This window comes from Streptomyces sp. NPDC002809 (assembly GCF_040295435.1).
Classification (GTDB): domain Bacteria; phylum Actinomycetota; class Actinomycetes; order Streptomycetales; family Streptomycetaceae; genus Streptomyces.
This window is the reverse complement of the sequence record NZ_JBEOVJ010000001.1, coordinates 162347-188639: the sequence shown is the minus strand read 5'-3', so window position 1 is coordinate 188639 and position 26293 is coordinate 162347. Positions and strand designations below refer to the sequence as shown.

The following is a 26293-nucleotide window of genomic DNA, read 5'->3' as shown; positions in this document are numbered from 1 at the left end:
TGGCCCGTATGCCGGTCGAACAGCACACCTGCCGAACGGGTGAATCGCTCTCCGTGTCCGGGCACTCAGGCCCTCGTCCGGCGACGGCGTCCCCTGCCGCTCCGTACGGGTGCCGGAGCACCGGAATCAGCGGCGATCCCGGTGCGGTCCGCGGAGACGACCAGTGCCGCGAGCGCGGTGGTCACCGGCACCGAGGCGACCAGTCCGATCGAGCCGATCAGTGTGCGCACGATCTCCTCCGCCACCAGCTCGCTGTTGGCCACCGTCCCCATGCTGCTCTGGGCGATCGAGAACAACAGCAGCAGCGGAAGCGCGGCGCCCGCATAGGCGAGCACCAGGGTGTTGACCACCGAGGCGATGTGGTCGCGTCCGATTCTGATCCCTGCCCGGTAGAGCTCCTTCGCACTCATCGTCGGGTCCGCCTGGTGAAGTTCCCAGACCGCCGAGGTCTGGGTGACCGTCACGTCGTCGAGCACTCCCAGGGAACCGATGATGACGCCGGCCAGCAGCAGTCCGCTCATGTCGATGTGCGGATACAGGCCGTGGATGAGGCCGGTGTTGTCGTCGGTGTTCCCGCTCAGGCTCGCCCAGCCGATGAAGAGCGAGCCCAGCAGACCGATCAGCAGCAGTGAGATCAGGGTGCCGATGACGGCGACCGATGTGCGGGCGGTCAGTCCGTGGCAGATGTAGAGCGCGATCAGCATGATGGCGCCGGCCCCGACGACTGCCACGACCAGCGGGTTCGAGCCCTGAAGGATGGCCGGAAGGATGAACAGGGTCAGGACGGCGAACGACAGCGCGAGCGCCACCAGCGCCATGACCCCGCGCATTCTGCCCACGGCCACCACGACCAGGGCGAAGATCCCGGCCAGCAGCAGCAACGGGAACTTCCGGTTCACATCGGTCACGGAGTACTGGAGGTCGTGGGGCGCGTCGGGGGCGTACGCGACGACCACCCCCTGTCCCTTCCGTAGTTGTCGGGGCGCGTCCGGCTGGACGACCTCAATGAACGTGCGGCCTTTGTCCTGGCCGCTCGTCACTTCGATGGTGGCCTTCTTGCATAGGCGATCGCTGTCGGCCGACTCGCCCGCGGGCGGCGATGTCTCACTGCTGACGGGGATCTGCGAGGCGTTCACGTCCTTGCAGTCGACCTTGCCGACGTTCACCACCTTGCCCTGCTGGGTCTGCCGGTCGAAACCGACACCGGTGCGCTCGTGCGCCGGCGCACCACCGGGCCAGAGCACCGCGATCCCGACGACGACCGCGGCCGCGAACGGGATCAGCACGGCGGCGATCACCTTGCGCAGATGACCGGAGACGGGAGCGGCGGGGCCGTGGCTGTGCGAGTGCGCGTGCTGATGGCCCTGTGGTTCGGATTTGCTATGGGGGGACGTCACCGGGCGATCATCGCAAGAAGGGAAGGGGTCCTCTGTTCAGCTTGCCCATGGGGGCGCTAGCGTGGTGGCACCTTTGCACACGCGGGAGCTCGGAGCACCGGGCTGAGAGGGCGCTGATCTCCGTACGTCCGTACGGGACAGGCTGCGCCGACCGCCGAACCTGTTACCGGGTAATGCCGGCGTAGGGAGTAGGTCTCATGACCACATCGGACGCACGCACGCCTGCCTCGAACCAGAACGACGAGGCCGGGAAGTCCATCGGATGGCACAAGGGATACGTCCAGGGCTCGCGCCCGGACCTCCGGGTGCCGGTTCGCCAGGTGCACCTCACCAACGGCAAGGACGTGACGCTCTACGACACGTCGGGGCCGTACACCGATCCCTCGGCCGAGACCGATGTCCGCCGTGGACTGGCGCCTCTGCGGGAGAACTGGATCATCGCCTGCGGCGACACCGAGGAGTACACGGGACGTCCCGTGCGCCCCGAGGACGACGGGCTCAAGCACACCTCACCGCGCGGGGGACTGCGCAACCTGGACGCGGTCTTCCCCGGCCGCCCCCGACAGCCGCGGCGCAGCCGGGACGGCCGGCCCATCACCCAGCTCGCATACGCCCGCCGGGGCGAGGTCACCCCGGAGATGGAGTTCGTCGCGATCCGGGAGAACGTCGAGCCCGAGGTGGTGCGCGAGGAGATCGCGGCCGGCCGGGCCGTTCTGCCGGCCAACGTCAACCACCCGGAGATCGAGCCGATGATCATCGGCAAGCGGTTCCTGGTGAAGGTGAACGCCAACATCGGCAACTCCGCGGTCTCGTCCTCCATCGAGGAGGAGGTGGACAAAATGACCTGGGCGACCAAGTGGGGCGCCGACACAGTCATGGATCTGTCCACCGGCCGCAACATCCACACCACCCGTGAGTGGGTTCTTCGCAATTCACCCGTTCCGATCGGCACCGTGCCGCTCTACCAGGCTCTGGAGAAGGTCGACGGCAGGGCGGAGGAGCTGACCTGGGAGATCTACAAGGACACCGTCATCGAGCAGGCGGAACAGGGCGTCGACTACATGACGGTTCACGCCGGCGTGCGCCTGCCGTACGTGCCGCTGACGGCCCGTCGCAAGACCGGCATCGTCTCCCGGGGCGGCTCGATCATGGCGGCCTGGTGCCTCGCGCACCACAAGGAGTCGTTCCTCTACGAGAACTTCGAGGAGCTCTGCGAGATCCTCGCCTCGTACGACGTGACGTACTCCCTGGGCGACGGCCTGCGGCCCGGTTCGATCGCTGACGCCAATGACGAGGCGCAGTTCGCGGAGCTGCGTACGCTCGGCGAACTGAACACCGTCGCCAAGCGGTTCGGCGTCCAGACCATGATCGAGGGCCCGGGGCACGTCCCGATGCACAAGATCAAGGAGAACATCGACCTCCAGCAGGAGATCTGCGAGGAGGCGCCGTTCTACACGCTCGGCCCGCTGACGACCGATGTGGCTCCGGCGTACGACCACATCACCTCGGGCATCGGCGCCGCGATGATCGCCTGGTGGGGGACGGCGATGCTCTGCTACGTGACGCCCAAGGAGCACCTCGGTCTGCCCAACCGGGACGACGTGAAGACCGGGGTCATCACCTACAAGATCGCGGCCCATGCGGCGGACCTGGCCAAGGGGCACGCGGGGGCGCAGGACTGGGACGACGCGCTGTCGGACGCCCGGTTCGAGTTCCGCTGGGAGGACCAGTTCAACCTGGCCCTCGACCCGGACACGGCACGGGAGTTCCACGACGAGACGCTGCCGGCCGAGCCGGCGAAGACGGCGCACTTCTGTTCGATGTGCGGCCCGAAGTTCTGCTCGATGAAGATCTCCCAGGACATTCGGCGGGAGCACGGAGGTTCGCAGGCGGAGATCGAGGAAGGGATGGCGGAGAAGTCCAAGGAGTTCGCGGCGGCGGGCAACCGGGTCTATCTGCCCATCGCGGACTAAGGGCGTAACCGAGCAGGGCGCGCACGGCGCGCGCCCTGCTGACCGGGCCCCCGGGCCGGGACACCCGGGTCCGGGGACCGGGTGCCGGGACCGTCAGTCCAGCTCGTGGTCCGGGCCGCCGAAGTCGGGGCTCGTGAAGTCCGGACTGGTGAACGTCGGACGGGGAGCGGCTGCCGGACCGTCGTCCGGACTGGAGAAGTCCGGTCGGCTGTAGCCGATCTTCGGGATGCGGTTGGCCGAGCGGTGCGGGATGCGCGCGGCCGGGGCTGCCCCGGGGTCGGCGAGGGCGTCCCGTAGGAACGGCAGGATGCCGCGTTCCAGCAGGGCGTGGCGCCAGGCCTCTCTGGCTCGCGCCACGTCCTCCGGCAGTTCCTCGCCCTGTTCCTCGGCGGCCACCGATGTCGACCCGTTGCGCAGAGCCGTGACGAGGAGGCCGACGGCGGCTACGAGGATGGCGGCCGCGGTCGCCGCCGCGAAGAACCAGCCCGCACCGACCATGGTGCGCGCGAACGACGGTGGCGGGTCGAGCGCCTTGAGGATGTAGCCGATGAGCAGGAAGATCACCGCGGCGGTGCCTGCCAGCACCGGGGCCAGCACGGTGATGACGACTCCTATGCCGGCGCCCGACTGGTGCGCGCCGACCGGGCCGGCGTCGGGTTCACCGTCTTCGTCCGGGCCGGTGGCCGCGGCGCGGATCTCTTCGCGGGCCTTCACGTAGTACTCGTACTCGGTGGCCGCAGCCGCCGTTATCAGCGCCGTGGCGGCCATCGCCATGGTGCGCAACTGCACCGGATTGAGCCGTTCGCCGACAGCGGCCAGATCCGGACGTTCATGGGCGTGGCGCAGTGCGTCGTCGAGGATCCGCTCGTACTCGGGGCGGTCCTCGGTCAGCAGGTGCGGAGCGCTGTTCATGTGCATCCCCCGATGCTCCGTAGGGCCTGTGTGCCCGATCGAACCGGGCAGTCGGGCGGAAACGGAGGAGAGCCTGCTACTGATACGCCGATGGTAGAGCGCCCACGGCACGGGGTGACAGGGGGTTTCCGTAAATAGGCCCAGTGGTCCGCGTATTCAGGTCTGGATGCGTCTTCCCAGAAGAACGTCAGTCATGCAGCGGGAGTTTGACGACCAGTAGCTTTCCGGCCATGGTCACTCCGCCGTCCATGGCGATGGCGAGCCCGTCCGCGTACACGTGCGGTCCGTCCACCAGCGGGCCCGACCTGTCCTCGCCGTCCTCGGAACCCACCTCGCCCAGAAGGTAGGGAATGGGGCTGTGACCATGGACGACGCGTCGGCCGCCGTAGGCCGCCATGAGTTCCTGCACGGCCTGCGGGCCCGATTCGTCGCGGAAGGCGAACCGCTTGGTCAGCTTGCGGAAGAGGTCCCAGCACTCATCGGCGTCGTTCCGCGTGAGAATGGCGTGCACCGTGTCGTTGACGTCCTCGATGGTGGAGCCGTAGTCGAGGTACGCCGTCGTGTCCGAGTGCATCAGAAGGTGCTCGTCCTCCTCGACGACGGCGTCGAGTCGGGACATCCACTGGAGGTGGACGTCCTGGAGCCGCTCCATGTCGGTCTTCTGGCCGCCGTTGAGCAGCCAGGCGGCCTGGAAGGTGGCGGTTCCGGCGCCGGAGTTGACCGGGGTGTCACCGAACCGCTTGGCACCGATGAGCAGCAGTTCGTGGTTGCCCATCAGGGCCTTGCAGTAGCCGCCGGCGGCCGCGGCCTCGGCGGAGAGTCGCATCACGAGGTCGATGACGCCGATTCCGTCGGGTCCCCGGTCCGTGAAGTCGCCGAGGAACCAGAGCCGGGCGTTGCCCGCGGCCCAGCTGCCCTCGGAGTCGATCAGGTCCTGTTCGGCGAGGGCGGCGAGGAGCTCGTCCAGATAGCCGTGGACGTCACCGACGACGTACAGCGGCCCGAGACCCGACTCCTTGGCGGGCCGCGGGTCGGGCACTGCGCGGACCTGGACGGTGTCCTCGCGGCTGATCACGGGGAGGTCGCGTGCGGTCGGCGTGTACCCCTCCGGCGGCTCGCCCCCCGGGAAGGCGCTGCCCGGGTGCGGTGGGGCGGGCGGCGCAGGGGACTGCGCATAGGGCGGTACGCGGAAGTCGCGCAACGTCGCCGTCCGCACCACGGGTTCCTGACCGGCCCCCTGTGTCATCGACCCCTCCACCACCGTCGTGCCGCCGTACACCTGACGGGCCCTGCTGGTCGGGGTGGTCCGCGGTGTCGTGCGCCCATCATAGGAATGAGGATCGTGCTCTGTGACGCACCAGGGGTGGTGAATCCGCGTGCACGCCAGGTTCATCGGTCAATTAGTCCCAATTGGCCTGATCAATCCCCGGCCGGAGAGCGTGGCGCGCTGACCGTGGTGCGTGGCGGGCGGCGTTGCGAGGAGGTCCGGACGATGAGTTCCGTCGGTATGACCTGTTCCACCGGCCCGTCCTGGTCGACCCCTTCGATGGCGTCGATGAGCAGCTGGACGACCGCCGTACCGATGCGGCGCGGTTTGAGCGAAAGCGTGGTGATGGGCGGCTCGGTCGTCGCGTACACGGTGGACTCGCTGCAGCAGACCAGCAGCAGGTCCTCCGGGACCCGCAGGCCGTACCGGCGGGCGGCCGCCAGCAGATCCGTGCCATTGGGGTCGAAGAGGCCGTAGACGGCGTCCGGGCGGTCCGGACGGGCCAGCAGGCGGTCGGCTGCCACCGCGCCGGCGCACGGGTCGTGGGCGGGGTACGACTCGTACACCGGATCCTGGCCGACGCGCTCGCACCAGTGGAGGTACGCGGTGGTGGACAGCCGGGTGTAGGTGTCGGTGGTGGTGCCGGTGAGCAGTCCGATGCGGCGGGCGCCGGCGGCGGCGAGGTGGTCGAGGAGGTCGAGGACGGCTGCCCGGTGGTCGTTGTCGACCCATGCGGTGACCGGCAGGGTCCCGGCCGGCCGGCCGTCGGAGACGACGGGCAGCCCCTGGCGTACGAGTTCGGTGACCACCGGGTCCTGGTCGGAGGGGTCGATGACGACGGTGCCGTCGAGTGCGACGTTCGACCAGACGTCGTGGCGTGAGGTGGCGGGAAGGATCACGAGGGCATAGCCGCGGGCGAGTGCGGCGGAGGTGGCGGCTCTGGCCATCTCGGCGAAGTACGCGAATTCGGTGAAGGTGAAAGGTTCATCCCCGTAGGTCGTCACGGTCAGGCCGATCAGGCCCGACTTGCCGGTACGGAGCGTTCGGGCCGCGGCGGAAGGGCGATAGCCCAGGCGCTCGGCGACCTCGCGGACATGGCTGCGGGTGGCGTCCGGGAGCCTGCCCTTGCCGTTGAGCGCGTCGGAGACGGTCGTGATGGAGACTCCGGCGGCGGCGGCCACGTCCCGGATTCCTGCTCGTCCCTGCCGGCCGCCGCGCCGGGGGGTATCCGTCCGGCTCACCTGGTGCTTCCCTGCTGCTGTCATGGCGAGCCGATAGTAGGGCTCGGGCGGGCACATGACCTGGTCGCATATGCACTCGTTGACAGGCACGTTTCTGCATGGTCATCAAGCCTCAATTGCCTTGGTAACACAGGGCGTTATGGGGTGGATCCGTCATGTGTCACGCGTCGGGCCGGATGAGCCTGGCGATAGGTCCATGTCTCGAAGAGGTCTCAACTCACCTCTTCGAGGGACGCGCGCCACGGAGTGAGCCACCGGCGCGCGCCAGGGCAAGGGGCGCTCCCCCTCATTCCGGGGTCCACCGGACTAATCCCCGGTCCGCCATTCGCACCGGCGCTCAATCCTCATAAGGTGAGCAGTATTGATGTGTAAGGACGGTCGAGGAGGACCTGCGGTGAGCGAGTCGAGCCCCAAGCTGCGTGCCGAACTGGATGGCGTCCCCGCCTATGTGCCGGGCAAGCCGGCCGCGTCGGACGGACCGCTCGCGTTCAAGTTGTCCTCCAACGAGAATCCCTATCCGCCGCTGCCTGGGGTGATGGAGTCGGCGCTGGCCGCGGCCGCGCACTTCAACCGGTACCCGGACTTGGCATGCACCGGTCTGATGAACGAGCTGTCCGACCGTTTCGGTGTGCCGCTCTCGCACCTGGCCACCGGCACCGGTTCGGTCGGTGTGGCCCAGCAGCTGCTGCAGGCCACCTCGGGCCCGGGCGACGAGGTCATCTACGCCTGGCGTTCCTTCGAGGCGTACCCGATCATCACCCAGGTCAGCGGGGCGACGTCGGTGAAGGTGCCGCTGACCGACGCCGAGGTGCACGATCTGGACGCGATGGCGGACGCGATCACCGACCGGACCCGGCTGATCTTCGTCTGCAACCCGAACAACCCGACCGGCACCGTGGTGCGCCGGGCGGAGCTGGAGCGGTTCCTGGACCGGGTGCCGAGCGATGTGCTCGTGGTGCTCGACGAGGCGTACAAGGAGTTCATCCGCGACGTCGAGGTCCCCGACGGCATCGAGATCTACCGGGACCGGCCCAATGTGGCGGTGCTGCGGACGTTCTCCAAGGCCTACGGTCTGGCCGGACTGCGGGTCGGCTTCGCCGTGGCCCATGAGCCGGTGGCGGCCGCGCTGCGCAAGACGGCGGTGCCCTTCGGTGTCAGCCAGGTCGCCCAGGACGCGGCGGTGGCCTCGTTGCGTGCGGAGGATGAACTCCTGGGCAGGGTGGGCTCCTTGGTGTGCGAGCGCCAGCGGGTGCAGGAGACGCTGAAGCGACAGGGCTGGACGGTGCCCGAGTCCCAGGCGAACTTCGTCTGGCTGCGGCTGGGGGACCGTACCGCTGATTTCGCCGCGGTCTGCGAGAAGGCCGGTGTGGTGGTCAGGCCGTTCGCAGGCGAGGGCGTGCGCGTCACGATCGGGGAGGACGAGGCGAACGACCTGTTCCTGAAGGTGACGGAGTCGTACCGCAGGAGTCTGTAGAACCGGCTGCCACCTGCCGGCGGGCCCCGTACCTCGTTCGAGGTGCGGGGCCGTTTGCGTGGGCGGGCTCAGACGCGGGGGTGTCCGCTTCGGCGGTAATGATCGCTACGTCCCGGAGGGGGACCCCGGTCGTATCTCCCGAAAGCCTGTGCGCCATAATTGCTTGTGAATGTGAACGCGTTCACAAGCGTGTCCCGTTTCCTCCGCTGTTAAGTCGGATTTATAGGACAAACTGCCGGTGTATTGGCGGCGACGTAAGGAGAAGACGACGTGGAGCTAGCTCTGGCGCCGGAGACCCTGGCGCGATGGCAGTTCGGAACGACCACCGTCTACCACTTCCTCTTCGTTCCCCTGACGATCTCTCTCGCCGCGCTCACCGCCGGCCTGCAGACGGCCTGGGTGCGGACCAACAAGGAGAAGTACCTCAGAGCCACCAAGTTCTGGGGAAAGCTCTTCCTGATCAACATCGCCATGGGCGTCGTCACGGGCATCGTCCAGGAGTTCCAGTTCGGGATGAACTGGTCCGACTACTCGCGGTTCGTCGGCGACATCTTCGGTGCCCCGCTCGCGTTCGAGGCGCTGATCGCCTTCTTCTTCGAGTCCACGTTCATCGGCCTGTGGATCTTCGGCTGGGACAAGCTGCCGAAGAAGATCCACCTCGCCTGCATCTGGATGGTCTCGATCGGCACCATCCTCTCCGCGTACTTCATCCTGGCGGCCAACTCCTGGATGCAGCACCCGGTCGGCTACCGCATCAACAAGGAACGCGGACGCGCCGAGCTCACCGACTTCTGGCACGTGCTCACGCAGAACACCGCGCTCGCCCAGTTCTTCCACACCATCACGGCGGCCTTCCTGGTCGGTGGCGCGTTCATGGTCGGCATCGCCGCCTTCCACCTGGCGCGCAAGAAGCACATCCCGGTGATGCGGACCTCGCTGAGGCTCGGACTGATCACCATCGTGATCTCCGGTCTCCTCACCGCCGTCAGTGGTGACCAGCTCGGCAAGGTCATGTTCAAGCAGCAGCCCATGAAGATGGCGGCGGCCGAGGCGCTGTGGGACGGGCAGAACTCCGCGCCCTTCTCGATCTTCGCGTACGGAGACGTCAGCAAGGGTCACAACTCCGTCGAGATCTCGATCCCCGGGATACTGTCCTTCCTCGCCGACGACAACTTCAACTCCTACGTCCCCGGCATCAACGACATCAACAAGGCCGAACAGGAACGCTTCGGGCCCGGCGACTACCGGCCCAACATCCCCGTCGCCTTCTGGAGCTTCCGGTGGATGATCGGCTTCGGCATGGCGTCCTTCGGCCTGGGGATCCTCGGACTGTGGCTGACCCGGAAGAAGTTCATGCTGCCACCGGGGATGCGCACCGGTGAGGACGAAGTGCCCCACCTGGTCCTGTTCAAGAACAAGGCGCTGAGCCCGAAGCTGGCCAAGTGCTACTGGATCGTCGCGCTGTGGACCCTGCTCTTCCCGCTGATCGCCAACTCCTGGGGCTGGATCTTCACCGAGATGGGGCGGCAGCCCTGGGTCGTCTACGGCGTCCTGCAGACCCGTGACGCGGTCTCCCCCGGCGTCTCGCAGGGCGAGGTGCTCACCTCGATGATCCTGTTCACGCTGCTCTACGCGGTTCTCGCCGTCATCGAGGTCAAGCTGCTCGTGAAGTACATCAAGGCCGGCCCGCCGGAACTCACCGACGCCGACCTCAACCCGCCCACCAGGATCGGCGGCGACCACGACGACGCCGACCGGCCCATGGCCTTCTCCTACTGAGAGCACAGGGAGCCGAGAGATGGAACTCCACGACGTCTGGTTCGTGCTCATCGCCGTTCTCTGGACCGGCTACTTCTTCCTGGAGGGATTCGACTTCGGGATCGGTGTCCTGACCAAGCTGCTGGCGCGGGACCGGAAGGAACGACGGGTCCTGATCAATACGATCGGGCCCGTCTGGGACGGCAACGAGGTATGGCTGCTCAGCGCGGGCGGAGCGACCTTCGCCGCGTTTCCCGAGTGGTACGCCACGCTGTTCTCCGGCTTCTATCTGCCGCTGCTGATCATCCTGCTCTGCCTGATCGTGCGGGGTGTCGCCTTCGAGTACCGGGCGAAGCGGCCCGAGGAGAAGTGGCAGACCAACTGGGAGCACGCGATCTTCTGGACCTCGCTGATCCCGGCCCTGCTCTGGGGAGTGGCCTTCGGGAACATCGTCCGCGGGGTGAAGATCGACGCGGACATGGAGTACGTGGGCAACTTCTGGGATCTGCTCAATCCGTACGCGATCCTCGGCGGGCTGGTCACGCTCTTCCTCTTCACTTTCCACGGAGCGGTGTTCGCCGGGCTCAAGACGGTCGGCGACATCCGGGCCCGGGCGCGCAGGCTGGCGCTGAAGCTGGGCGTGGTCACCGCGGTTCTCGCTCTCGGGTTCCTGATCTGGACCCAGATCGACAACGGTGACGGCTGGAGCCTGATCGCGATGATCGTCGCCGTGGTGGCCCTGGTCGGGGCGATCGGAGCCATTGCAGTGGGGCGCGAGGGCTGGTCCTTCGCCTTCTCCGGGGTGACCATCGCCGCCGCGGTCGCCATGTTGTTCCTGACGCTCTTCCCGAACGTCATGCCGTCCTCGCTGAACGATGCCTGGAGCCTCACGGTCACCAACGCCTCGTCCAGCCCGTACACGCTGAAGATCATGACCTGGTGTGCGGGGATCGCCACTCCCGTCGTCCTGCTCTACCAGGGGTGGACGTACTGGGTGTTCCGCAAGCGGATCGGTACGCAGCACATCGCCGACGCGCACTGAACGCAGTGAGTGCCTTGACCGAGTCCAGCTCCATGGGGTGTTTCACGTGAAACCGATCGATCCGCGTCTGCTCCGCCACGCCCGTGCCACCCGCCTCTTCCTGGTGGCGGTGGTGGTACTCGGGCTGGCCGGAGCGGCGCTGGTCATCGCCCAGGCGATGCTCGTCGCCGAGGTGGTGGTGGGCGGTTTCGAGGACGGGCTCACCGGTGCGGGACTGCGTACACCGCTCATCCTGCTCGCCGCGGTCGCGCTCGGCCGGGCCCTGGTTTCCTGGCTCACCGAACTGGCCGCCTACCGGGCCGGTGCGGCCGTCAAGTCCGAACTGCGCGGGCGCCTTCTGGCCCGGGCGGCGGAACTGGGCCCGGACTGGCTGAGCGGGCAGCGCACCGGCTCGCTGGTGGCTCTCGCCACCCGGGGGATCGACGCGCTCGACGACTACTTCGCGCGCTACCTCCCGCAACTCGGACTCGCGGTGGTGGTACCGGTGGCGGTACTGGCCAGGGTCGTCACCGAGGACTGGATCTCGGCCGCGATCATCGTGGTCACGCTGCCGCTCATCCCGCTCTTCATGATTCTCATCGGCTGGGCCACCCAGTCGAGGATGGACCGTCAGTGGCGGCTGCTCTCCCGGCTCTCCGGCCATTTCCTCGACGTGGTCGCGGGGCTGCCGACGCTGAAGGTCTTCGGCCGGGCCAAGGCCCAGGCCGAGTCCATTCGCACCATCACCTCGCAGTACCGGCAGGCCACCCTGCGCACCCTGCGGATCGCGTTCCTCTCATCCTTCGCCCTGGAGCTCCTGGCGACGCTGTCGGTGGCACTCGTCGCCGTCACCATCGGCATGCGACTCGTGCACGGTGAGCTCGACCTCTACACCGGGCTGGTGGTGCTGATCCTCGCGCCCGAGGCCTACCTGCCGATCCGGCAGGTAGGCGCGCAGTACCACGCCGCGGCCGAGGGACTCTCGGCCGCGGAGGAAATCTTCGCCGTCCTGGAGACCGAGCCGCGCACGGGTGGCACGCAGGACGTCCCCGACTCGCTCCGCCTGGAGCTGGAAGGGGTGACCGTTCGGCACGCCGGTCGCACAGAACCCTCCCTCGCCGGAGCCTCGCTGGTGGTGGACGAGGGGGAGACCGTCGCCCTGGTCGGTCCGAGCGGCGTCGGCAAGACCACCCTGCTGAACGTGGTGCTGGGGTTCGTGGAACCCGACGAGGGCCGGGTGCGGGTCGGCGGGACCGATCTGGCGGCCCTCTCCCCCGAGCTCTGGCGCGAGCGCATCGCCTGGGTGCCGCAGCGTCCCCATCTCTTCGCGGGCACGATCGCGGAGAACGTACGGCTGGCCCGTCCGGGCGCGGACGACGACGCGGTGACGGCTGCGCTGCGGGACGCCGGGGCGTACGACTTCGTGACCGCGCTGCCGGACGGTGCCCGCACGCTTCTCGGCGAGGACGGTGCGGGACTTTCCGCAGGACAGCGCCAGCGGCTCGCGCTCGCCCGCGCATTCCTCGCCGACCGGCCGCTGCTGCTGCTCGACGAGCCGACGGCGAGCCTGGACGGCGAGACGGAGGCGGGCATCGTCGAGGCGGTACGGCGACTGGCGGTGGGCCGGACCGTGCTGCTGGTCGTCCACCGGCCGGCGCTTCTGACGGTGGCCGACCGGGTGGTGACGCTTTCGCCTGCCGAAGTGACCGGGCAGGTGACGGGCGCGGTGTCCGGGGCGGTGCCGGACGTGGCGTCCGTTGTGGCGGCAGAGCCGGTGGGGGTGCAGACAGCCGCCTCGGCGTCCGAGCCGTCACGTGAACCCATGGCGCTGCGGGACACCGCGGCGTGGACCGGGCACGTGCTCGCCCGGGTGAGGGAGGCCGCCGGCGCGGAGCGCGGCCGACTGCTGCTGGCCCTGCTGCTGGGAAGCCTCGCACTGGGCTCGGCCGTCGGTCTCATGGCCGTTTCCGGCTGGCTGATCTCCCGCGCCTCCGAGCAACCGCCGGTGCTTTATCTGATGGTGGCGGTGACGGCGACTCGCGCCTTCGGGATCGGGCGGGCGGTCTTTCGCTATGCCGAGCGCCTCGTCTCGCACGACGCTGTGCTCCGGATGCTCGCCGAGCTCCGTGTGGCGGTCTACCGAAGCCTGGAGCGCATCGCGCCCGCGGGCCTGGGCCGGACCCGGCGGGGAGACCTGCTCTCACGGCTCGTCGCCGATGTGGACGCCCTTCAGGACTACTGGCTTCGGTGGCTGCTGCCCGCAGGCACCGCGGTCGTCGTGGGGGTGGGAGCCGCAGGCTTCACCGGCTGGCTGCTGCCGGAGGCGGGCCTCGTACTGGCCGGCGGACTGTTGCTGGCCGGGGTCGGGGTCCCGCTCGTCAGCGGAGCCTGCGCCCGGCACGCGGAGCGCCGGCTGGCACCCGCACGGGCCGATCTGGCCACCCGGATCACCGACCTGCTCGGCGGAACCGCCGAGCTCACCGTCGCGGGCGCGCTTCCGGGACGCGTGGCCCGGACCCGGGAGGCCGATGGGGTGCTGACCCGGATCGCAGCCCGGGCGGCGGCCGCCACCGCGCTCGGCGGCGGTCTCAGCGCCCTGATCGCCGGCCTCACCGTGGTCGCGGCCGCCCTGGTGGCCCTTCCCGCAGTGGCCGACGGCCGACTGGCCGGGGTGGAACTCGCCGTGGTCGTCCTCACCCCGCTGGCCGCCTTCGAAGCCGTGACCGGCCTGCCGCTCGCCGTGCAGTACCGGCAGCGGGTCAAGCGGAGTGCGGAGCGGGTGTTCGAGGTGCTGGACGCCCCCGTGCCCGTGATGGAACCCGCCGTCCCGGCCGAGGCTCCCGACTCGCCGTTCCCGCTGGAAGTGCGGGGGCTGTCCGCCCGTTACGCAGGGGCCGGACACGATGCGTTGGACTCCATCGACCTCACGCTGGAGGCAGGCCGGCGCATCGCGGTCGTGGGATCGTCCGGTTCGGGAAAGACCACGCTGGCCCAGGTCCTGCTCCGGTTCCTGGACGCGCGGACGGGGACGTACCGGATCGGCGGGGTGGAAGCGTCCGCGCTGGACGGGGACACGGTCCGGCGGTTCGTGGGCCTCTGCGCCCAGGACGCCCACATCTTCGACAGTTCCATCCGGGAGAATCTGCGGCTGGCCCGCACCGGCGCGACGGACGCGGAACTGCGCGACGCCCTCGGCCGGGCCAGGCTGCTCGACTGGGCGGAGGCACTGCCGGACGGCCTGGACACCCTCGTCGGTGAGCACGGCGCCCGCCTCTCGGGCGGCCAGCGTCAGCGGCTCGCCCTGGCCCGGGCCCTGCTGGCGGACTTCCCCGTGCTGGTCCTGGACGAGCCTGCAGAGCACCTCGACCTGCCGACGGCCGATGCTCTGACCGCGGACCTGCTGGCGGCCACCCAGGGGCGTACGACCGTACTGATCACTCACCGTCTCGAAGGGTTGGACGCCGTCGACGAGGTGGTGGTGCTGGAGGAGGGTGCCGTCGTCCAGCGCGGTCCGTACGACGTCCTCGCAGCGGTGGACGGGCCGCTGTGCCGGATGCTGAAGCGCGAACGGGAGACCACGCTCGCTCCCGGCGAACCGGTGGGTGTGCATGCCTGAGATGCCCTGCCGGCCTTCAGCTCTCGACTTTCCATGGCAAAAGGGACTAACTACGCTCTGGGTATGTCAGAGCAGGACCCGAACCACCCGCAGCACTCGAAGGACCCGATTCACTCGGATCAGCCCCTGAAGCCGTCGGGCTCAGCGGACCCGCTCGATCGACACAACCCGCGAGATCCGAGCGCCCCGTTCGATCCGCTCGACCCGACAGGCCCGAGGGACTCGCTCGACGCCGCGACGGAGGCTACGGAGGCGACCCGCACTCTGCAGGGCCTGTCCACCGAACTCACCGCCCGCGTACCGCGGCTGCTGGAAGCGATGCGGTCGGTGGGCACGGGGCTCGAACTCCACTCCACGCTCGACCGCATCTGCGAGACGGCTGCCGAGTTGGCCCACTCCCGCTATGCGGCCATCGGTGTCGTGGACGAGGAGGGCAAGGGGCTTTCCGACTTCGTCACTTACGGGGTCTCCGATGAAGTGGCGAACCGGATCGGGCGCAGGCCGGACGGGCATCGAGGGCTGCTCGGCGCCCTCATCCACGACCCGCGCCCTCTGCGGCTGGCCGACCTGACGGCTGACCCGAGATTCTCCGGCTTCCCGCCGGGCCATCCACCGATGCGCACGTTCCTCGGCGTTCCGATCCGGGTCCAGGGCGAGATCTTCGGCAATCTGTACCTGGCCGAAAAGGTGGACGGCGGCGAGTTCAACGACTACGACCTGCACATGGTCCGGGTGCTCGCCACCGAGGCCGGCATCGCCATCGGCAACGCGCGGCTGTACGAGGCAGCCCGGCAGCGCGAGCGGTGGATCGACGGTTCGGTTGCCGTGACCACCGCACTGCTGTCCGGCGGGGACGCCGACGACGCGCTCTCCGTCGTTGCCGAGCAGGCCCGTCACCTCGCCGGATCCGCGGCCGGCATCGTGCTGTTGCCGGCCGAGGACGGGGGACTGGAGATCGTCGCCGTCTCCGCGGACGACCCGTCCGCCTCGCTCGGAGTGATCATTCCGGCGCACAGCCCCGTGGTGGCCAGGCTGTTGAGCGGCGAGGCGGTCTTCATCGACGACTCGGCCACCGACTCCCGCATGATCACCAGGCTGGCGGACCGGTTCGGCCCGAGCATGATGCTGCCGCTGCACAGCGGGGGGCGTGTGCTCGGTGCACTCGCCACACCGCGCGCCAGGGGCGGCCGGCCGTTCACGGAGACCGAGCGGACCCTCGCCACCCAGTTCGCCTCGCAGGCAGCCCTGGCGCTCATGATGGCCGAGGCGCAGCGCGACCGGGAGCGGCTCGCGGTCTACGAGGACCGCGACCGAATCGCCCGTGACCTGCACGACCTGGTCATCCAGCGGTTGTTCGCCACCGGGATGATGCTGGAGAGCGCGCAGCGCCGATCGGACGTGCCGGAGGTGCAGACCGGGGTGGGCAGGGCGGTCGATGAACTGGACGTGACCATTCAGGAGATCCGTACCGCGATTTTCGCGCTGCAGCAGGAGCCGGCCGAGGCGCCTTCCGGGCTGCGCACCCGCGTTCTGCGCGAGATCAACATGGCGGCGGTCCCGCTGGGATTCAAACCGTCCCACCGCTTCCTGGGGCCGGTCGACTCCCTGGTCGGTGAGCTGACCGGGAAGAACCTGATCGCGGCGCTCCGGGAGGCATTGTCCAACGCCTTCCGTCACGCCGGAGCGGCGCGGATCGATGTGGTCGTCGACGCGACCGCCACGCTGCCCGACGGCAGGGACGCGGTGCGGCTCTCGGTCGCCGACGACGGGGTGGGCATCCCGCCCGGCGGTCGGCGCAGCGGGCTGCGGAACCTGGCCCGCCGGGCGGAATCACTCGGCGGGGCCAGCTGGTTCGGGCCCGGCATCGGGGAGGACGGCGCCGGTACGACGGTGGTGTGGCAGGCGCCGCTCTGAACACCGGGGGCCAGGCGGGAAGGGGCCCGGGGCGGCTCTGATCGCCGAGGGCCGGGTGGGCGGGCCACCCGGCGGTTTGCGCGGGGCAGGTCCCCTCAGTGCGCGGCGAGTGGGTGGGCGCGCTCGGCGATGATCCGCTCGATGACGACTGCGACGCCGTCCTCGTTGTTGGTGACCGTACGGCCGGAGGCCGCCGCCAGTGCGGCCGGGTGTGCGTTGCCCATCGCGTACGACGTGCCCGCCCAGCTCAGCATCTCGACGTCGTTCGGCATGTCGCCGAAGGCGACGACCTCTGCGGAGGAGATGCCGCGTTCGGCACAGCACAACTCCAGCGTGCTGGCCTTGGAGACGCCGGGTCCGCTGACCTCCAGGAGCGCGGTGGGGCTGGACCGGGTGAAGGAGGCCCGGTCGCCGGCCACCCCGAGTGCCAGCGCGAGGAAGTCGTCCGGGGCCAGTTCGCCGTGGTGGGCCAGGAGCTTCAGCACGGGGGCGCCGCCACCCGGCGTCTCCTCGTGGAGCAGTTCCTCGGCGACGGCCACCGTCGCACCGGGGTCCAGGTGGAAGGGCGGGTAAGCCGGCTCGTAGTGAATACCGGTGGCCAGCTCGACGGCGAACGAAGTCCCGGGGGCGGCAGCACGCAGCGTGTGTACGACATCGAGGGCCGTCGGCCGGTCGAGGGCCCGCACCTTCAGCAGCCTGCCTCCCGCGTGCAGGTCGGCGACGGCGGCGCCGTTGGCACAGATAGCCAGGCCGTGGCCGTGCACATGGTCGCTGACGACATCCATCCAGCGGGCGGGACGGCCGGTGACGAAGAAGACCTCGATCCCGGCCTCCTCGGCGGCGGCGAGCGCCGCGACCGTGCGGTCCGAGACGGTCTTGTCGTCGCGCAGGAGGGTGCCGTCCAGATCGGTGGCGATCAGCCGAGGAGCGGCAGGAACGGGCTGTTCGGTAGCTGAGGTCACCGCCCCATTCTCGCGTACGAGGGTGCACGGGCGTGCGCAGGGGCGCACATCTGAGTGCGTACGCCCCTGAGCAGGAGAACATTCCTCTGGCATATGTCGGCGGATTTCCGAGCGCCGCGTCCCCCTGATTAGCAAGACGTCGCCGGACACCGCAAGACGTCGCCGGAGCCGCCGGAGCCGCCGGAGCCGCCGGAGCCGCCGGAGCCGCCGGCACGGTCGGACAGCGCCGGACGGCCCGGGGACCGGGCTTCCGTACTGTCGGCCCCGTTCGTGGTGCTCAGCACCCAGCCAGTCGTTCGAGCGGAAAGGTGTGGCCGACCGGCCCGCCGTAAACTGCGGGCCATGAGCCCCACTCTGCGCCTCAGCACTGTCATCCTGCCCGTCCGCCGTTGGAACGAGGGAGGGCGCACGCAGTGGCAGCGCGCTGAGGAGCTGGGTCTGCACGCGGCGTACACCTATGACCACCTGGCCTGGCGTGCCTTCCGGGACCGGCCGTGGTTCGGCGCCCTCCCCACCCTGACGGCGGCCGCCTGCGTGACCTCGCGTCTGCGACTGGGGACGCTCGTGACCTCGCCGAACTTCCGGCACCCGGTCATCCTGGCCAAGGAACTCATCTCGCTCGACGACATCTCGGACGGCCGCATCACCCTGGGCATCGGAGCCGGTGGCAACGGGTTCGACGCGACGACGCTCCTGCGGGGTGACGAGCAGCCGTGGACCCCGCGTGAGCGGGCCGACCGGTTCGGTGAGTTCGTTGCGCTGCTGGACGGACTGCTTCGGGAGCCGGCCGGGCTGACGTCCGAGGGCGAGTTCTACGCGGCCACCGAGGCGCGCAATCTTCCTGGCTGCGCACAGCTTCCGCGGCTGCCGTTCGCCGTGGCCGCCACGGGTCCGCGTGGACTCAGGCTCGCCGCACAGCACGGGCAGGCGTGGGTGACCACGGGTGATCCGAAGCTGTACGAGGCGGGCAGTGCGGCGGATTCGCTCGACGCCGTCCGTGGTCAGATCGCCAGGCTGGGCAAGGCCTGTGCCGAGAGCGGCAGGGACGTGGACGCGCTCGACAAGATTCTGCTCACCGGTTTCACACCGGAGTTCAACCCGGCTCTCACCAGTGGCAAGGGCGGGCCGTTCGGATCCGTGGACGCGTTCGTGGACTTCGCGGGCAGGTATGCGGAGCTCGGGTTCACCGAGATCGTGATCCACGCACCGGTGCCCGACGGCAGCCCCGAGTTCTCCGCGGCGGTGGCGGACGAGAAGCTCTTCGAGCGGATTGTGACGCAGGGCCTGGCCCAGCTCGCGGGCTGAGGGCAGGCGGTACGGGAGCGCCCCGGCGACGCGGCGGTGGCTCCACCGTGTCAGTCGGGCAGGCGCAGGAATTCCGGGGGTACAGCGGCGGTGAGCCAGACCCCGTTGGCGCTGACGTAGAAGGTGTGGCCTGCCCGGTGCATGGCACCCGCGTCCACGGACAGGACGACGGGGCGGCCCCGTCGGGCCCCGACGCGGGTCGCCGTCTCGCGGTCGGGCGAGAGGTGGACGTGTGTGCGGTTCATCGGACGCAGCCCCTCAGCGCGGATCGCGTCCAGGGACCGGCCGACCGTGCCGTGATAGAGGTACGCGGGCGGATCGGCCGGAGGCAGGTCCAGGTCCACGTCGACGGTATGTCCCTGGCTCGCCCGGATGCGGTCGCCCACGATGGCGAAGCGCTGCTTGTCGTTGGAGGCGACGACATGGTCGAGCTCGGCACGGGTGAGCGGGAAGTGGTGGAGGGCAACGGCCCGCAACAGCTCGTCGATCGCCACCCAGCCGTTGGCGTCCAGCGTGAGGCCGATTCGTTCGGGCTGATGCCGGAGGTGTTTCGAGAGGTACTTGGACACCTTGACGGTGCGTCTTTCGTCCATGCCGACAGACTGCCCGTGACGTCCTCTCCGGCGCATCCGGATTTGGTTCTGATCTCCCTCAGGAATCTTTGCCCACAGGTTTGATCCACAGCCAACTCGGGTTATCCACAGGTAATTTGGCGATTCTGTGGACAAGTGGCTTGTGAATTAACCTGTTTGATCAACTATGGGCGTATTGGGGTGAGATGAGGTAAGTGCATCCAATGTCCTTGATTGCACCTCTCGTTCGGTGGCAGCCGCGATGAAAGCCTGGGCGTTCTCCCGCCCAACCAGGCGCTCCACAGCACTGATCGTGCCCGCCGGAAGCACGACGGGCACCGGCGAAGGCACGGCTGACGGGACAGCGAAAGGACCCTCGGCGGCGAGGTGGTGCTCCAGATGGCGGGTGGCGAACGTCCGCATGGCCCGCGCCAGTTCGGCGTCCACTGTCTGCTGCGCCAGCGGGCGGAGCCGCCGGACCATCGATGCTGCCTCGGCCGCGTCCGCGTCGGTCGGCGGGCGGTGGCCGAGATACCGGGTGAAGACGTGCTCCGTCGTGAACTCCAGGAAGCGGGAGGCTATCTGTTCGACCTGTCCGCGAAGCTCCCGCAGATGACCGGAGATTGCACTCAGCGGAACGCCGGCGGCGTACAACTCCACCGCCACGGCCAGCTCTTGCGGGCTGGGGACAAGGAACTCGTCGTCGCGTCCCGGGATCGGTTCGAGTACTCCCAGGTCCACCGCTTCGGCGACCGCCTCGTCGTCGGGGCGCCCACCGAACCTCACGCCGAGTTCCGCGCGGGTGATGCGGTCGGCCCGCTCGTCCGTCCATGGCCCGTGCACCTCGGCGACGAGTCCGAGCACACCGCCGAGTCCGCGTCCCGTGTCCCAGGCCTCCAGCAACTCCTTGATACTGGCCAGGGTGTAGCCGCGGTCCAGCAGGTCGGCGATCTGGCGGAGTCGGGCGAGATGGGTGTCCCGGTACACATTGGCCCGGCCACGCCGTTCCGGAGTCGGCAGCAGTCCGCGGTCCTGATAGGCGCGGATGGTGCGGACCGTGGCGCCGCTGGCGTGCGCGAGGTCCTCGATGCGGTACTCGGCGGCTTTCCGGCCGCCGGCCGCCGACGGCCCGGTGGTGCTCACAGCGGCGGCTTCAGCCGGGCGATCCCGCGCAGCACGCCCGGGCTGAGCCGGGACAGGAAGCGGGCGCCGTGGGACTCCGGCGTCACCGGGACGACGGCCTGGTTGCGCGCGACCGCTCTGAGGATCGCGTCAGCGACCTTCTCCGGCGGGTAGTTACGCATCCCGTACAACTTGCTCGTACGCGTTCGCAGCCGCTTCTCCTCCGCCGCGTCGGCCCCGGCGAAGCGCGTGGTCGCGGTGATGTTCGTGTTGACGATGCCGGGACAGATCGCAGTGACGCCGATCGACTTCTCGGCGAGCTCGGCGCGAAGGCATTCGCTCAGCATCAGCACGGCGGCCTTCGACGTGCTGTATGCGGGCAGCGCCCGGGACGGCTGATATGCGGCGGCGGAGGCCGTGTTGACGATGTGGCCGCCCTGCCCGCGGTCGGCCATCTGCTTGCCGAACAGCCGACAGCCGTGGATGACGCCCCACAGGTTCACGTCGAGGACGTTTCGCCACTCCTCGGCGGTCGTCTCCAGGAACGAACCGGAGAGCCCGATCCCCGCGTTGTTGACCAGCACATCGACGATGCCGTACTCGGCCGCGACCTTCTCGGCCAGCTTCTCCATGGCCTGCTCGTCACTGACATCGACGGTCTCGGCCCAGGCTGCCGGGGCACCGATCAGCCGGGCCAGCTCCGCAGTGCGGCTCGCCCCCTCCGCGTCCCGGTCCACGGCCACCACACGGGCGCCGGCCTCGGCGAACGCGAAGGCCGTGGCCCGGCCGATCCCTCCGGCAGCTCCCGTCACCAGGACGAGCTGCCCACCGAACCGGTCCGCGTACGCCCCCTTCGGCGCGGTGTCCTGCACCGGAACCCCACCTTGCAGCGCCGCCTCGTTGGCAGCGGCGAACTCGCCGATCCAGGAAGCCAGCTGGTCCGGCCGTGTGCGCGGCACCCAGTGCTTGGCGGGCAGCGAGCGGCGCGTCAACTGCGGTACCCAGGCGTCGAGTCCGTCATAGAGCTTTTCCGAAAGGAATATGTCGCCGGTCGGGGTGATCAGCTGGACCGGTACATGCGCGAACGCGTCGGCGCGCGGCCTGCGCAACCTGGAACGGACGTTGTCCCGGTAGAGCCAGGCCCCGTGCGCCGCGTCGTCGGGCAGGGACGGCGTCGGGTAGTCACCCGGAGGGACCTTCTCCAGCCGCTCCAGGACGCGGGGCCACAGCTTTCCGAGCGGCCCCCGCCAGGCGAGCTCCGGAAGCACCGGCGTGTGCAGCATGTACACGTACCAGGACTTGGCGCCCTGGCCCAGCAGTTGGCCGACCCGGCGCGGGGTGGGCCGGGACATCCGCTGCTTGATCCAGTGACCGAAGTGGTCCAGCGACGGGCCGGACATCGAGGTGAAGGAGGCGATCCGGCCCTCGGTGCGGTTGACCGTGGCGAACTCCCAGGCCTGCACCGAACCCCAGTCGTGCCCGACCACGTGCACCGGCCGGTCCGGGCTCACCGCATCGACTACGGCCAGGAAGTCGTCGGTCAGCTTCTCCAGCGTGAAGCCGCCGCGCAGCGGCATGGGCGCCGTCGACCTTCCGTGGCCGCGCACGTCGTACAGCACGACGTGCCACTGTTCGGCGAGCTGCCGGGCGACCTGCGTCCAGACCTCCTTGCTGTCCGGATAGCCGTGCACCAGCACGATCGTGGGTTGTTCCGCATCGCCCAGCTCGACGACGCACAGGTCGATACCGCCCGTGGACACCCGGCGCTCGCGCGCCCCCGGCAGATTTCGCAGACTCACGCCGCCACCCTCTCCTCGGCCCAGCGCCGCACATGCGGCAGATCGTCGTCCAGCCAGAAGGCGCTCTGTTCGGGATCCCGCGAGTCCGTGACGACCAGGATCTCCTCGAACTTCGCACCTGTACCCCGGAATCCGAGGTGCGGCTCGACCGCCCACAGGCCCGGCTGCGGGGGATGGTCGGAGAAGCGGTACGGACTCCAGAGCGGCGACCAGCCCTCCCGGTGCCCGTGCACCGCATCGCTCAGAAGTCCCTTGAGCGACTGCGTACCGAACCCGAACACCTGCGGTGACCAACGCCGTTCGGCGACCCGGTCGACCTTGTGCGCGATGACGCCGAACGGATAGGCGCGGTGGCGGTTGGCGTAGCCCTGCCGGATCATCAGGCGCTCGACGTCCTCATAGATCTCGCGCAGCGGACGCCGCTCGCGCACCTCGCGCAGGATCAGCCCGCGGTGCGCCTCAAGATCGGAGAGCAGCCGGTCGTGCAGCGGGTTGAGACCCAGGCAGCCGGAGTATCCGATGTCGGCGGTGAACCCCTTGTACACCGGGGCCATGTCGAGAATGAACGGCATCCCCGGCTCCAGCCGCCGGTCGGTCGGGAAGAACTGCAGCGGCACTCTGAACCCGGTGAACGCCGTGCGGTCCCCGAACCAGGCGAACGGGAGATGGAACCAGTCGCGCACCCCGCGCTCGCGCAGCCACTCGCGCTGCATCCGGGCCGCCTCGCGCTCCGTCACCCCCGGTTTCAGACGGGCGGCGACCGCTTCCGCGCAGGCGTAGGCGAGACGCTGCACTTCCCTGAACCCCTGGAGCTCCGGGGCCCGTTCGTCCTTGACGCGCGAGGCCATGCCACCGTCCGTTCGCTGTCGTGTGCGGTACGTGCCCGTAACGTGACACTGATGAATGTGACAATGTCCGGCGGCTACGTCAAGGGGCGTGCGCAGCCTGTGGACAACCGCAGATCCCGACCGGCCCGACGCGCCCGTTCCGCTTCGCGGTCCTCCTTCGTGGGGTCCCCCTACGGGTCCGTACATCTGGAGTCTGACGGGAATCCAGCCGCCAGGTCTGACGACCGGTGTGGTCCGCGCCACTACCGTCGATGACGTGACAGTCATTGCGACCGAAAGCCTGAGCAAGCGGTTCCCCCGGGTGACCGCGCTTGACCGGCTCTCGTTGGACATCGGCCCCGGTGTGACCGGGCTGGTGGGCGCCAACGGAGCCGGCAAGTCCACGTTGATCAAGATCCTGCTGGGTCTGTCCCCCGCGACCGAGGGCCGGGCTGCAGTGCTCGGGCTCGACGTCTCGACCAGTGGCGCCGCGATCCGGGAACGGGTCGGCTACATGCCCGAGCACGACTGCCTGCCGCCGGACGTCTCGGCCACCGAGTTCGTCGTCCACATGGCGCGGATGTCCGGACTGCCGCCGACGGCGGCCCGGGAACGCACCGCGGACACGCTGCGGCACGTCGGGCTGTACGAGGAGCGCTACCGGCCCATCGGCGGCTACTCGACCGGCATGAAGCAGCGGGTGAAGCTGGCCCAGGCGCTGGTCCACGACCCGCAGCTGGTCCTCCTCGACGAGCCGACCAACGGACTGGACCCGGTCGGCCGCGACGAGATGCTCGGCCTGATCCGGCGTATCCACACCGACTTCGGCATCTCGGTCCTCGTCACCTCTCACCTCCTGGGTGAGCTGGAACGCACCTGCGACCACGTCGTCGTCATCGACGGCGGATCACTGCTGCGCTCCAGCTCCACCAGCGACTTCACCCAGACCACCACGACCCTCGCGGTGGAGGTCACCGACAGCGACACCCACCCGGACGGGACCGACGCCCTGCGACAGGTCCTCACCGGTGCGGGGATCAAGCTGGTGGGACTCGACGGGCTGGACGCGGAGGGCCTGCCCGGGGCGGGCCACATCCTGCTGATCGAGGCGACCGGCGAGGAGACGTACGACCTCGTCCGCGACAGCGTCGCCGGCCTCGGCCTCGGCCTCGTCCGGATGGAACAGCGCCGCCACCACATCGCCGAGGTCTTCCGTACCGAAGAGGCACCGGCAGCGCACCCCGAGGCGCCGACCGCGTCCGTGGCCGCCGGGGCCGTACAGCAGAAGGGGAGCGGGCGCGATGAGCACTGAGACAGGCGCCGCGACCGGGAGCGAGACCTCCCGGATCCACAACATCGGCTACCGCGCCTACGACGGCCCGCGCCTCGGCCGTGCCTACGCACGCCGCTCGCTCTACTCGCAGTCCCTGCGCGGTTCCTTCGGTCTCGGCCGCTCGGCCAAGTCCAAGGTGCTGCCCATGCTGCTGTTCGGCGTGATGTGCCTGGTCGCCGCGATCATCGTGGCAGTCGCCATCGCCACGCCGAACACGACGAAGCTGCCGATCAAGTACACGTCGTTCGCGATCTATCTGCAGGCCGTCATCGGCCTGTTCATCGCCGCGCAGGCACCGCAGTCGGTCTCCAGGGACCTCCGGTTCAAGAGCGTGCCGCTGTACTTCTCCCGGCCGATCGAGCGCAGCGACTACGTCCTCGCGAAGTTCGCGGCCATGGTCTCCGCGCTCTTCGTCCTCACCGGTGCGCCGCTCGTCATCCTGTACGTCGGCGCGCTGCTGGGGAAGTTCGACTTCGCCGACCAGACCAAGTGGTTCGCCCAGGGAATGGTGTCGGTGGCGCTGCTGTCCGTGCTCTTCGCCGGTCTCGGTCTCGTGATGGCCGCGCTCACCCCGCGGCGCGGCTTCGGTGTCGCAGCGGTGATCGCCGTGCTGACGATCACTTACGGCGCGGTCAGCACGATCCAGGGCATCGCCTGGTCGACGGGTTCGACCGGCGCTGTGCCGTGGCTGGGCCTGTTCTCACCGATCACGCTCATCGACGGAGTGCAGACCGCGTTCCTCGGGGCGACCTCCGCCTTCCCCGGAGGGGAAGGCCCGGGGGCCGGTGCCGGTGTGGTCTACCTGATCGTTGTTCTCGCGCTCGTCGCCGGCTCGTACGCCGTACTGATGCGCCGCTACCGGAGGGTCGGGCTGTGACCACCATCGAGATCGACCACACGTCCCGCTGGTTCGGCAATGTGGTCGCCGTCAACGACGTGAGCATGACCGTGGGCCCGGGGGTGACCGGTCTGCTCGGCCCCAACGGCGCCGGCAAGTCCACGCTGATCAACATGATGGCCGGATTTCTCGCGCCGTCGACGGGCACGGTCAAGCTCGACGGCAAGCCGATCTGGCGCAACGAGGCCGTATACCGGCAGATCGGCATCGTGCCGGAGCGCGAAGGGATGTACGACTTCCTGACCGGCCGCGAATTCGTCGTGGCCAACTCCGAACTGCACGGTCTCGGCGACGCCGAGGCGGCCGCCGCGCTGGCCACGGTCCAGATGGAGTACGCGCAGGACCGCAAGATCTCCACGTACAGCAAGGGCATGCGCCAGCGCGTGAAGATGGCGTCCGCGCTGGTCCACAACCCGTCCGTGCTACTGCTCGACGAGCCGTTCAACGGGATGGACCCGCGCCAGCGGATGCAGCTGATGGAGCTGTTGCGACGGATGGGGGCGGAGGGCCGCACGGTTCTCTTCTCCTCCCACATCCTCGAAGAGGTCGAGCAGCTGGCCTCGCACATCGAGGTGATCGTGGCCGGGCGGCACGCCGCGTCCGGTGACTTCCGGAAGATCCGCCGGCTGATGACGGACCGCCCGCACCGCTATCTCGTACGGTCCAGCGACGACCGCGCCCTCGCCGCCGCGCTCATCGCAGACCCGTCGACGGCCGGGATCGAGGTCGACCTCGGCGAGAACGCCCTGCGTATCCAGGCCGTGGACTTCGGACGGTTCACCACGCTGCTGCCGAAGGTGGCACGTGATCAGGGCATTCGTCTTCTGACCGTTTCGCCGTCCGACGAGTCCCTCGAATCGGTCTTTTCCTATCTCGTAGCGGCCTGAGTAGTGGCCTGAAAG

Annotated in this window: 19 protein-coding genes; 10 read left to right on the top strand and 9 right to left on the bottom strand. The window is 69.2% G+C overall.

Annotated features, from left to right (window positions below; all coding sequences use genetic code 11):
* Positions 1 to 65: 65 nt before the first annotated feature.
* Positions 66 to 1397 carry a YibE/F family protein gene (locus ABT025_RS00825; protein ID WP_350988310.1) on the bottom strand — a complete coding sequence of 444 codons (1332 nt, stop codon included), beginning with the start codon at positions 1395 to 1397 and terminating at the stop codon, positions 66 to 68.
* 197 nt (positions 1398 to 1594) lie between these two features.
* Between ABT025_RS00825 and thiC the strand changes: the two genes are divergently transcribed.
* The gene (gene thiC / locus ABT025_RS00820) at positions 1595 to 3370 is read left to right on the top strand and encodes a phosphomethylpyrimidine synthase ThiC (RefSeq protein WP_350988308.1); all 1776 of its coding nucleotides are present in this window, start codon (positions 1595 to 1597) and stop codon (positions 3368 to 3370) included.
* A 93-nt stretch (positions 3371 to 3463) separates the two neighbouring features.
* Here thiC and ABT025_RS00815 read toward each other — a convergent pair whose 3' ends face one another.
* From ABT025_RS00815 to ABT025_RS00805, 3 genes are all read right to left on the bottom strand, one after another.
* The gene (locus tag ABT025_RS00815) at positions 3464 to 4288 is read right to left on the bottom strand and encodes a hypothetical protein (protein ID WP_350988306.1); all 825 of its coding nucleotides are present in this window, start codon (positions 4286 to 4288) and stop codon (positions 3464 to 3466) included.
* Positions 4289 to 4469: 181 nt separating this feature from the next.
* Positions 4470 to 5528, bottom strand: a complete 1059-nt coding sequence (locus ABT025_RS00810) for a metallophosphoesterase (protein WP_350988304.1) — start codon at positions 5526 to 5528, stop codon at positions 4470 to 4472.
* Between the two features lie 173 nt (positions 5529 to 5701).
* Entirely contained in the window at positions 5702 to 6814 is a 1113-nt protein-coding gene (locus tag ABT025_RS00805; protein ID WP_350988302.1) for a LacI family DNA-binding transcriptional regulator, read from the bottom strand.
* 370 nt (positions 6815 to 7184) lie between these two features.
* Between ABT025_RS00805 and hisC the strand changes: the two genes are divergently transcribed.
* The 5 genes from hisC to ABT025_RS00780 all read left to right on the top strand — a co-directional run bounded on the left by hisC (position 7185) and on the right by ABT025_RS00780 (position 16573).
* Entirely contained in the window at positions 7185 to 8264 is a 1080-nt protein-coding gene (gene hisC / locus ABT025_RS00800) for a histidinol-phosphate transaminase (protein WP_350988300.1), read from the top strand.
* Positions 8265 to 8534: 270 nt separating this feature from the next.
* Complete coding sequence (locus ABT025_RS00795) at positions 8535 to 10043, top strand: cytochrome ubiquinol oxidase subunit I (protein WP_350988298.1); 1509 nt, start codon at positions 8535 to 8537, stop codon at positions 10041 to 10043.
* Between the two features lie 19 nt (positions 10044 to 10062).
* Positions 10063 to 11064 (top strand): cytochrome d ubiquinol oxidase subunit II, encoded by a 1002-nt coding sequence (cydB, locus tag ABT025_RS00790; RefSeq protein ID WP_350988296.1) that lies wholly within the window; start codon positions 10063 to 10065, stop codon positions 11062 to 11064.
* Positions 11065 to 11110: 46 nt separating this feature from the next.
* Positions 11111 to 14659 (top strand): thiol reductant ABC exporter subunit CydD, encoded by a 3549-nt coding sequence (gene cydD, locus ABT025_RS00785; RefSeq protein WP_350988294.1) that lies wholly within the window; start codon positions 11111 to 11113, stop codon positions 14657 to 14659.
* Between the two features lie 63 nt (positions 14660 to 14722).
* Positions 14723 to 16573 carry a GAF domain-containing sensor histidine kinase gene (locus tag ABT025_RS00780; RefSeq protein ID WP_350988292.1) on the top strand — a complete coding sequence of 617 codons (1851 nt, stop codon included), beginning with the start codon at positions 14723 to 14725 and terminating at the stop codon, positions 16571 to 16573.
* Positions 16574 to 16668: 95 nt separating this feature from the next.
* On the opposite strand, the gene ABT025_RS00775 is transcribed toward ABT025_RS00780, so the two are convergent.
* The gene (locus tag ABT025_RS00775) at positions 16669 to 17535 is read right to left on the bottom strand and encodes an HAD hydrolase family protein (protein WP_350988290.1); all 867 of its coding nucleotides are present in this window, start codon (positions 17533 to 17535) and stop codon (positions 16669 to 16671) included.
* A gap of 342 nt (positions 17536 to 17877) precedes the next feature.
* Here ABT025_RS00775 and ABT025_RS00770 point away from each other — a divergent pair, with 342 nt between their 5' ends.
* Positions 17878 to 18840 (top strand): LLM class flavin-dependent oxidoreductase, encoded by a 963-nt coding sequence (locus ABT025_RS00770; protein ID WP_350988288.1) that lies wholly within the window; start codon positions 17878 to 17880, stop codon positions 18838 to 18840.
* Between the two features lie 50 nt (positions 18841 to 18890).
* On the opposite strand, the gene ABT025_RS00765 is transcribed toward ABT025_RS00770, so the two are convergent.
* The 4 genes from ABT025_RS00765 to ABT025_RS00750 form a co-directional block, all read right to left on the bottom strand.
* Complete coding sequence (locus tag ABT025_RS00765) at positions 18891 to 19433, bottom strand: RNA 2'-phosphotransferase (RefSeq protein WP_350988286.1); 543 nt, start codon at positions 19431 to 19433, stop codon at positions 18891 to 18893.
* 147 nt (positions 19434 to 19580) lie between these two features.
* Positions 19581 to 20555 (bottom strand): MerR family transcriptional regulator, encoded by a 975-nt coding sequence (locus ABT025_RS00760; RefSeq protein WP_350988284.1) that lies wholly within the window; start codon positions 20553 to 20555, stop codon positions 19581 to 19583.
* Complete coding sequence (locus ABT025_RS00755; protein ID WP_350988282.1) at positions 20552 to 22333, bottom strand: SDR family oxidoreductase; 1782 nt, start codon at positions 22331 to 22333, stop codon at positions 20552 to 20554. The genes ABT025_RS00760 and ABT025_RS00755 overlap by 4 nt, the downstream gene beginning before the upstream one ends.
* Positions 22330 to 23181, bottom strand: coding sequence for a M24 family metallopeptidase (locus tag ABT025_RS00750; RefSeq protein WP_350988280.1), 852 nt, complete (start codon positions 23179 to 23181; stop codon positions 22330 to 22332). Before ABT025_RS00750 ends, ABT025_RS00755 begins: the two co-directional genes overlap by 4 nt.
* 256 nt (positions 23182 to 23437) lie before the next feature.
* Between ABT025_RS00750 and ABT025_RS00745 the strand changes: the two genes are divergently transcribed.
* Genes ABT025_RS00745 through ABT025_RS00735 form a run of 3 tightly spaced genes read left to right on the top strand, consistent with a single transcriptional unit; the run spans position 23438 to position 26278 of the window.
* Positions 23438 to 24472 (top strand): ABC transporter ATP-binding protein, encoded by a 1035-nt coding sequence (locus ABT025_RS00745; protein ID WP_350988278.1) that lies wholly within the window; start codon positions 23438 to 23440, stop codon positions 24470 to 24472.
* Positions 24462 to 25370, top strand: a complete 909-nt coding sequence (locus ABT025_RS00740; RefSeq protein WP_350988276.1) for an ABC transporter permease — start codon at positions 24462 to 24464, stop codon at positions 25368 to 25370. The genes ABT025_RS00745 and ABT025_RS00740 overlap by 11 nt, the downstream gene beginning before the upstream one ends.
* Positions 25367 to 26278, top strand: coding sequence for an ABC transporter ATP-binding protein (locus ABT025_RS00735; RefSeq protein WP_350988274.1), 912 nt, complete (start codon positions 25367 to 25369; stop codon positions 26276 to 26278). Before ABT025_RS00740 ends, ABT025_RS00735 begins: the two co-directional genes overlap by 4 nt.
* The last annotated feature ends 15 nt before the right edge of the window (positions 26279 to 26293 follow it).

Excerpts from the sequence above, each read along its gene's own strand:
- thiC (WP_350988308.1), top strand. The coding sequence starts at position 1,595 with ATGACCACATCGGACGCACGCACGCCTGCCTCGAACCAGAACGACGAG.
- ABT025_RS00815 (WP_350988306.1), bottom strand. The coding sequence starts at position 4,288 with ATGCACATGAACAGCGCTCCGCACCTGCTGACCGAGGACCGCCCCGAG.
- ABT025_RS00810 (WP_350988304.1), bottom strand. The coding sequence starts at position 5,528 with ATGACACAGGGGGCCGGTCAGGAACCCGTGGTGCGGACGGCGACGTTG.
- ABT025_RS00805 (WP_350988302.1), bottom strand. The coding sequence starts at position 6,814 with ATGACAGCAGCAGGGAAGCACCAGGTGAGCCGGACGGATACCCCCCGG.
- cydB (WP_350988296.1), top strand. The coding sequence starts at position 10,063 with ATGGAACTCCACGACGTCTGGTTCGTGCTCATCGCCGTTCTCTGGACC.
- ABT025_RS00780 (WP_350988292.1), top strand. The coding sequence starts at position 14,723 with ATGTCAGAGCAGGACCCGAACCACCCGCAGCACTCGAAGGACCCGATT.
- ABT025_RS00770 (WP_350988288.1), top strand. The coding sequence starts at position 17,878 with ATGAGCCCCACTCTGCGCCTCAGCACTGTCATCCTGCCCGTCCGCCGT.
- ABT025_RS00765 (WP_350988286.1), bottom strand. The coding sequence starts at position 19,433 with ATGGACGAAAGACGCACCGTCAAGGTGTCCAAGTACCTCTCGAAACAC.
- ABT025_RS00750 (WP_350988280.1), bottom strand. The coding sequence starts at position 23,181 with ATGGCCTCGCGCGTCAAGGACGAACGGGCCCCGGAGCTCCAGGGGTTC.
- ABT025_RS00740 (WP_350988276.1), top strand. The coding sequence starts at position 24,462 with ATGAGCACTGAGACAGGCGCCGCGACCGGGAGCGAGACCTCCCGGATC.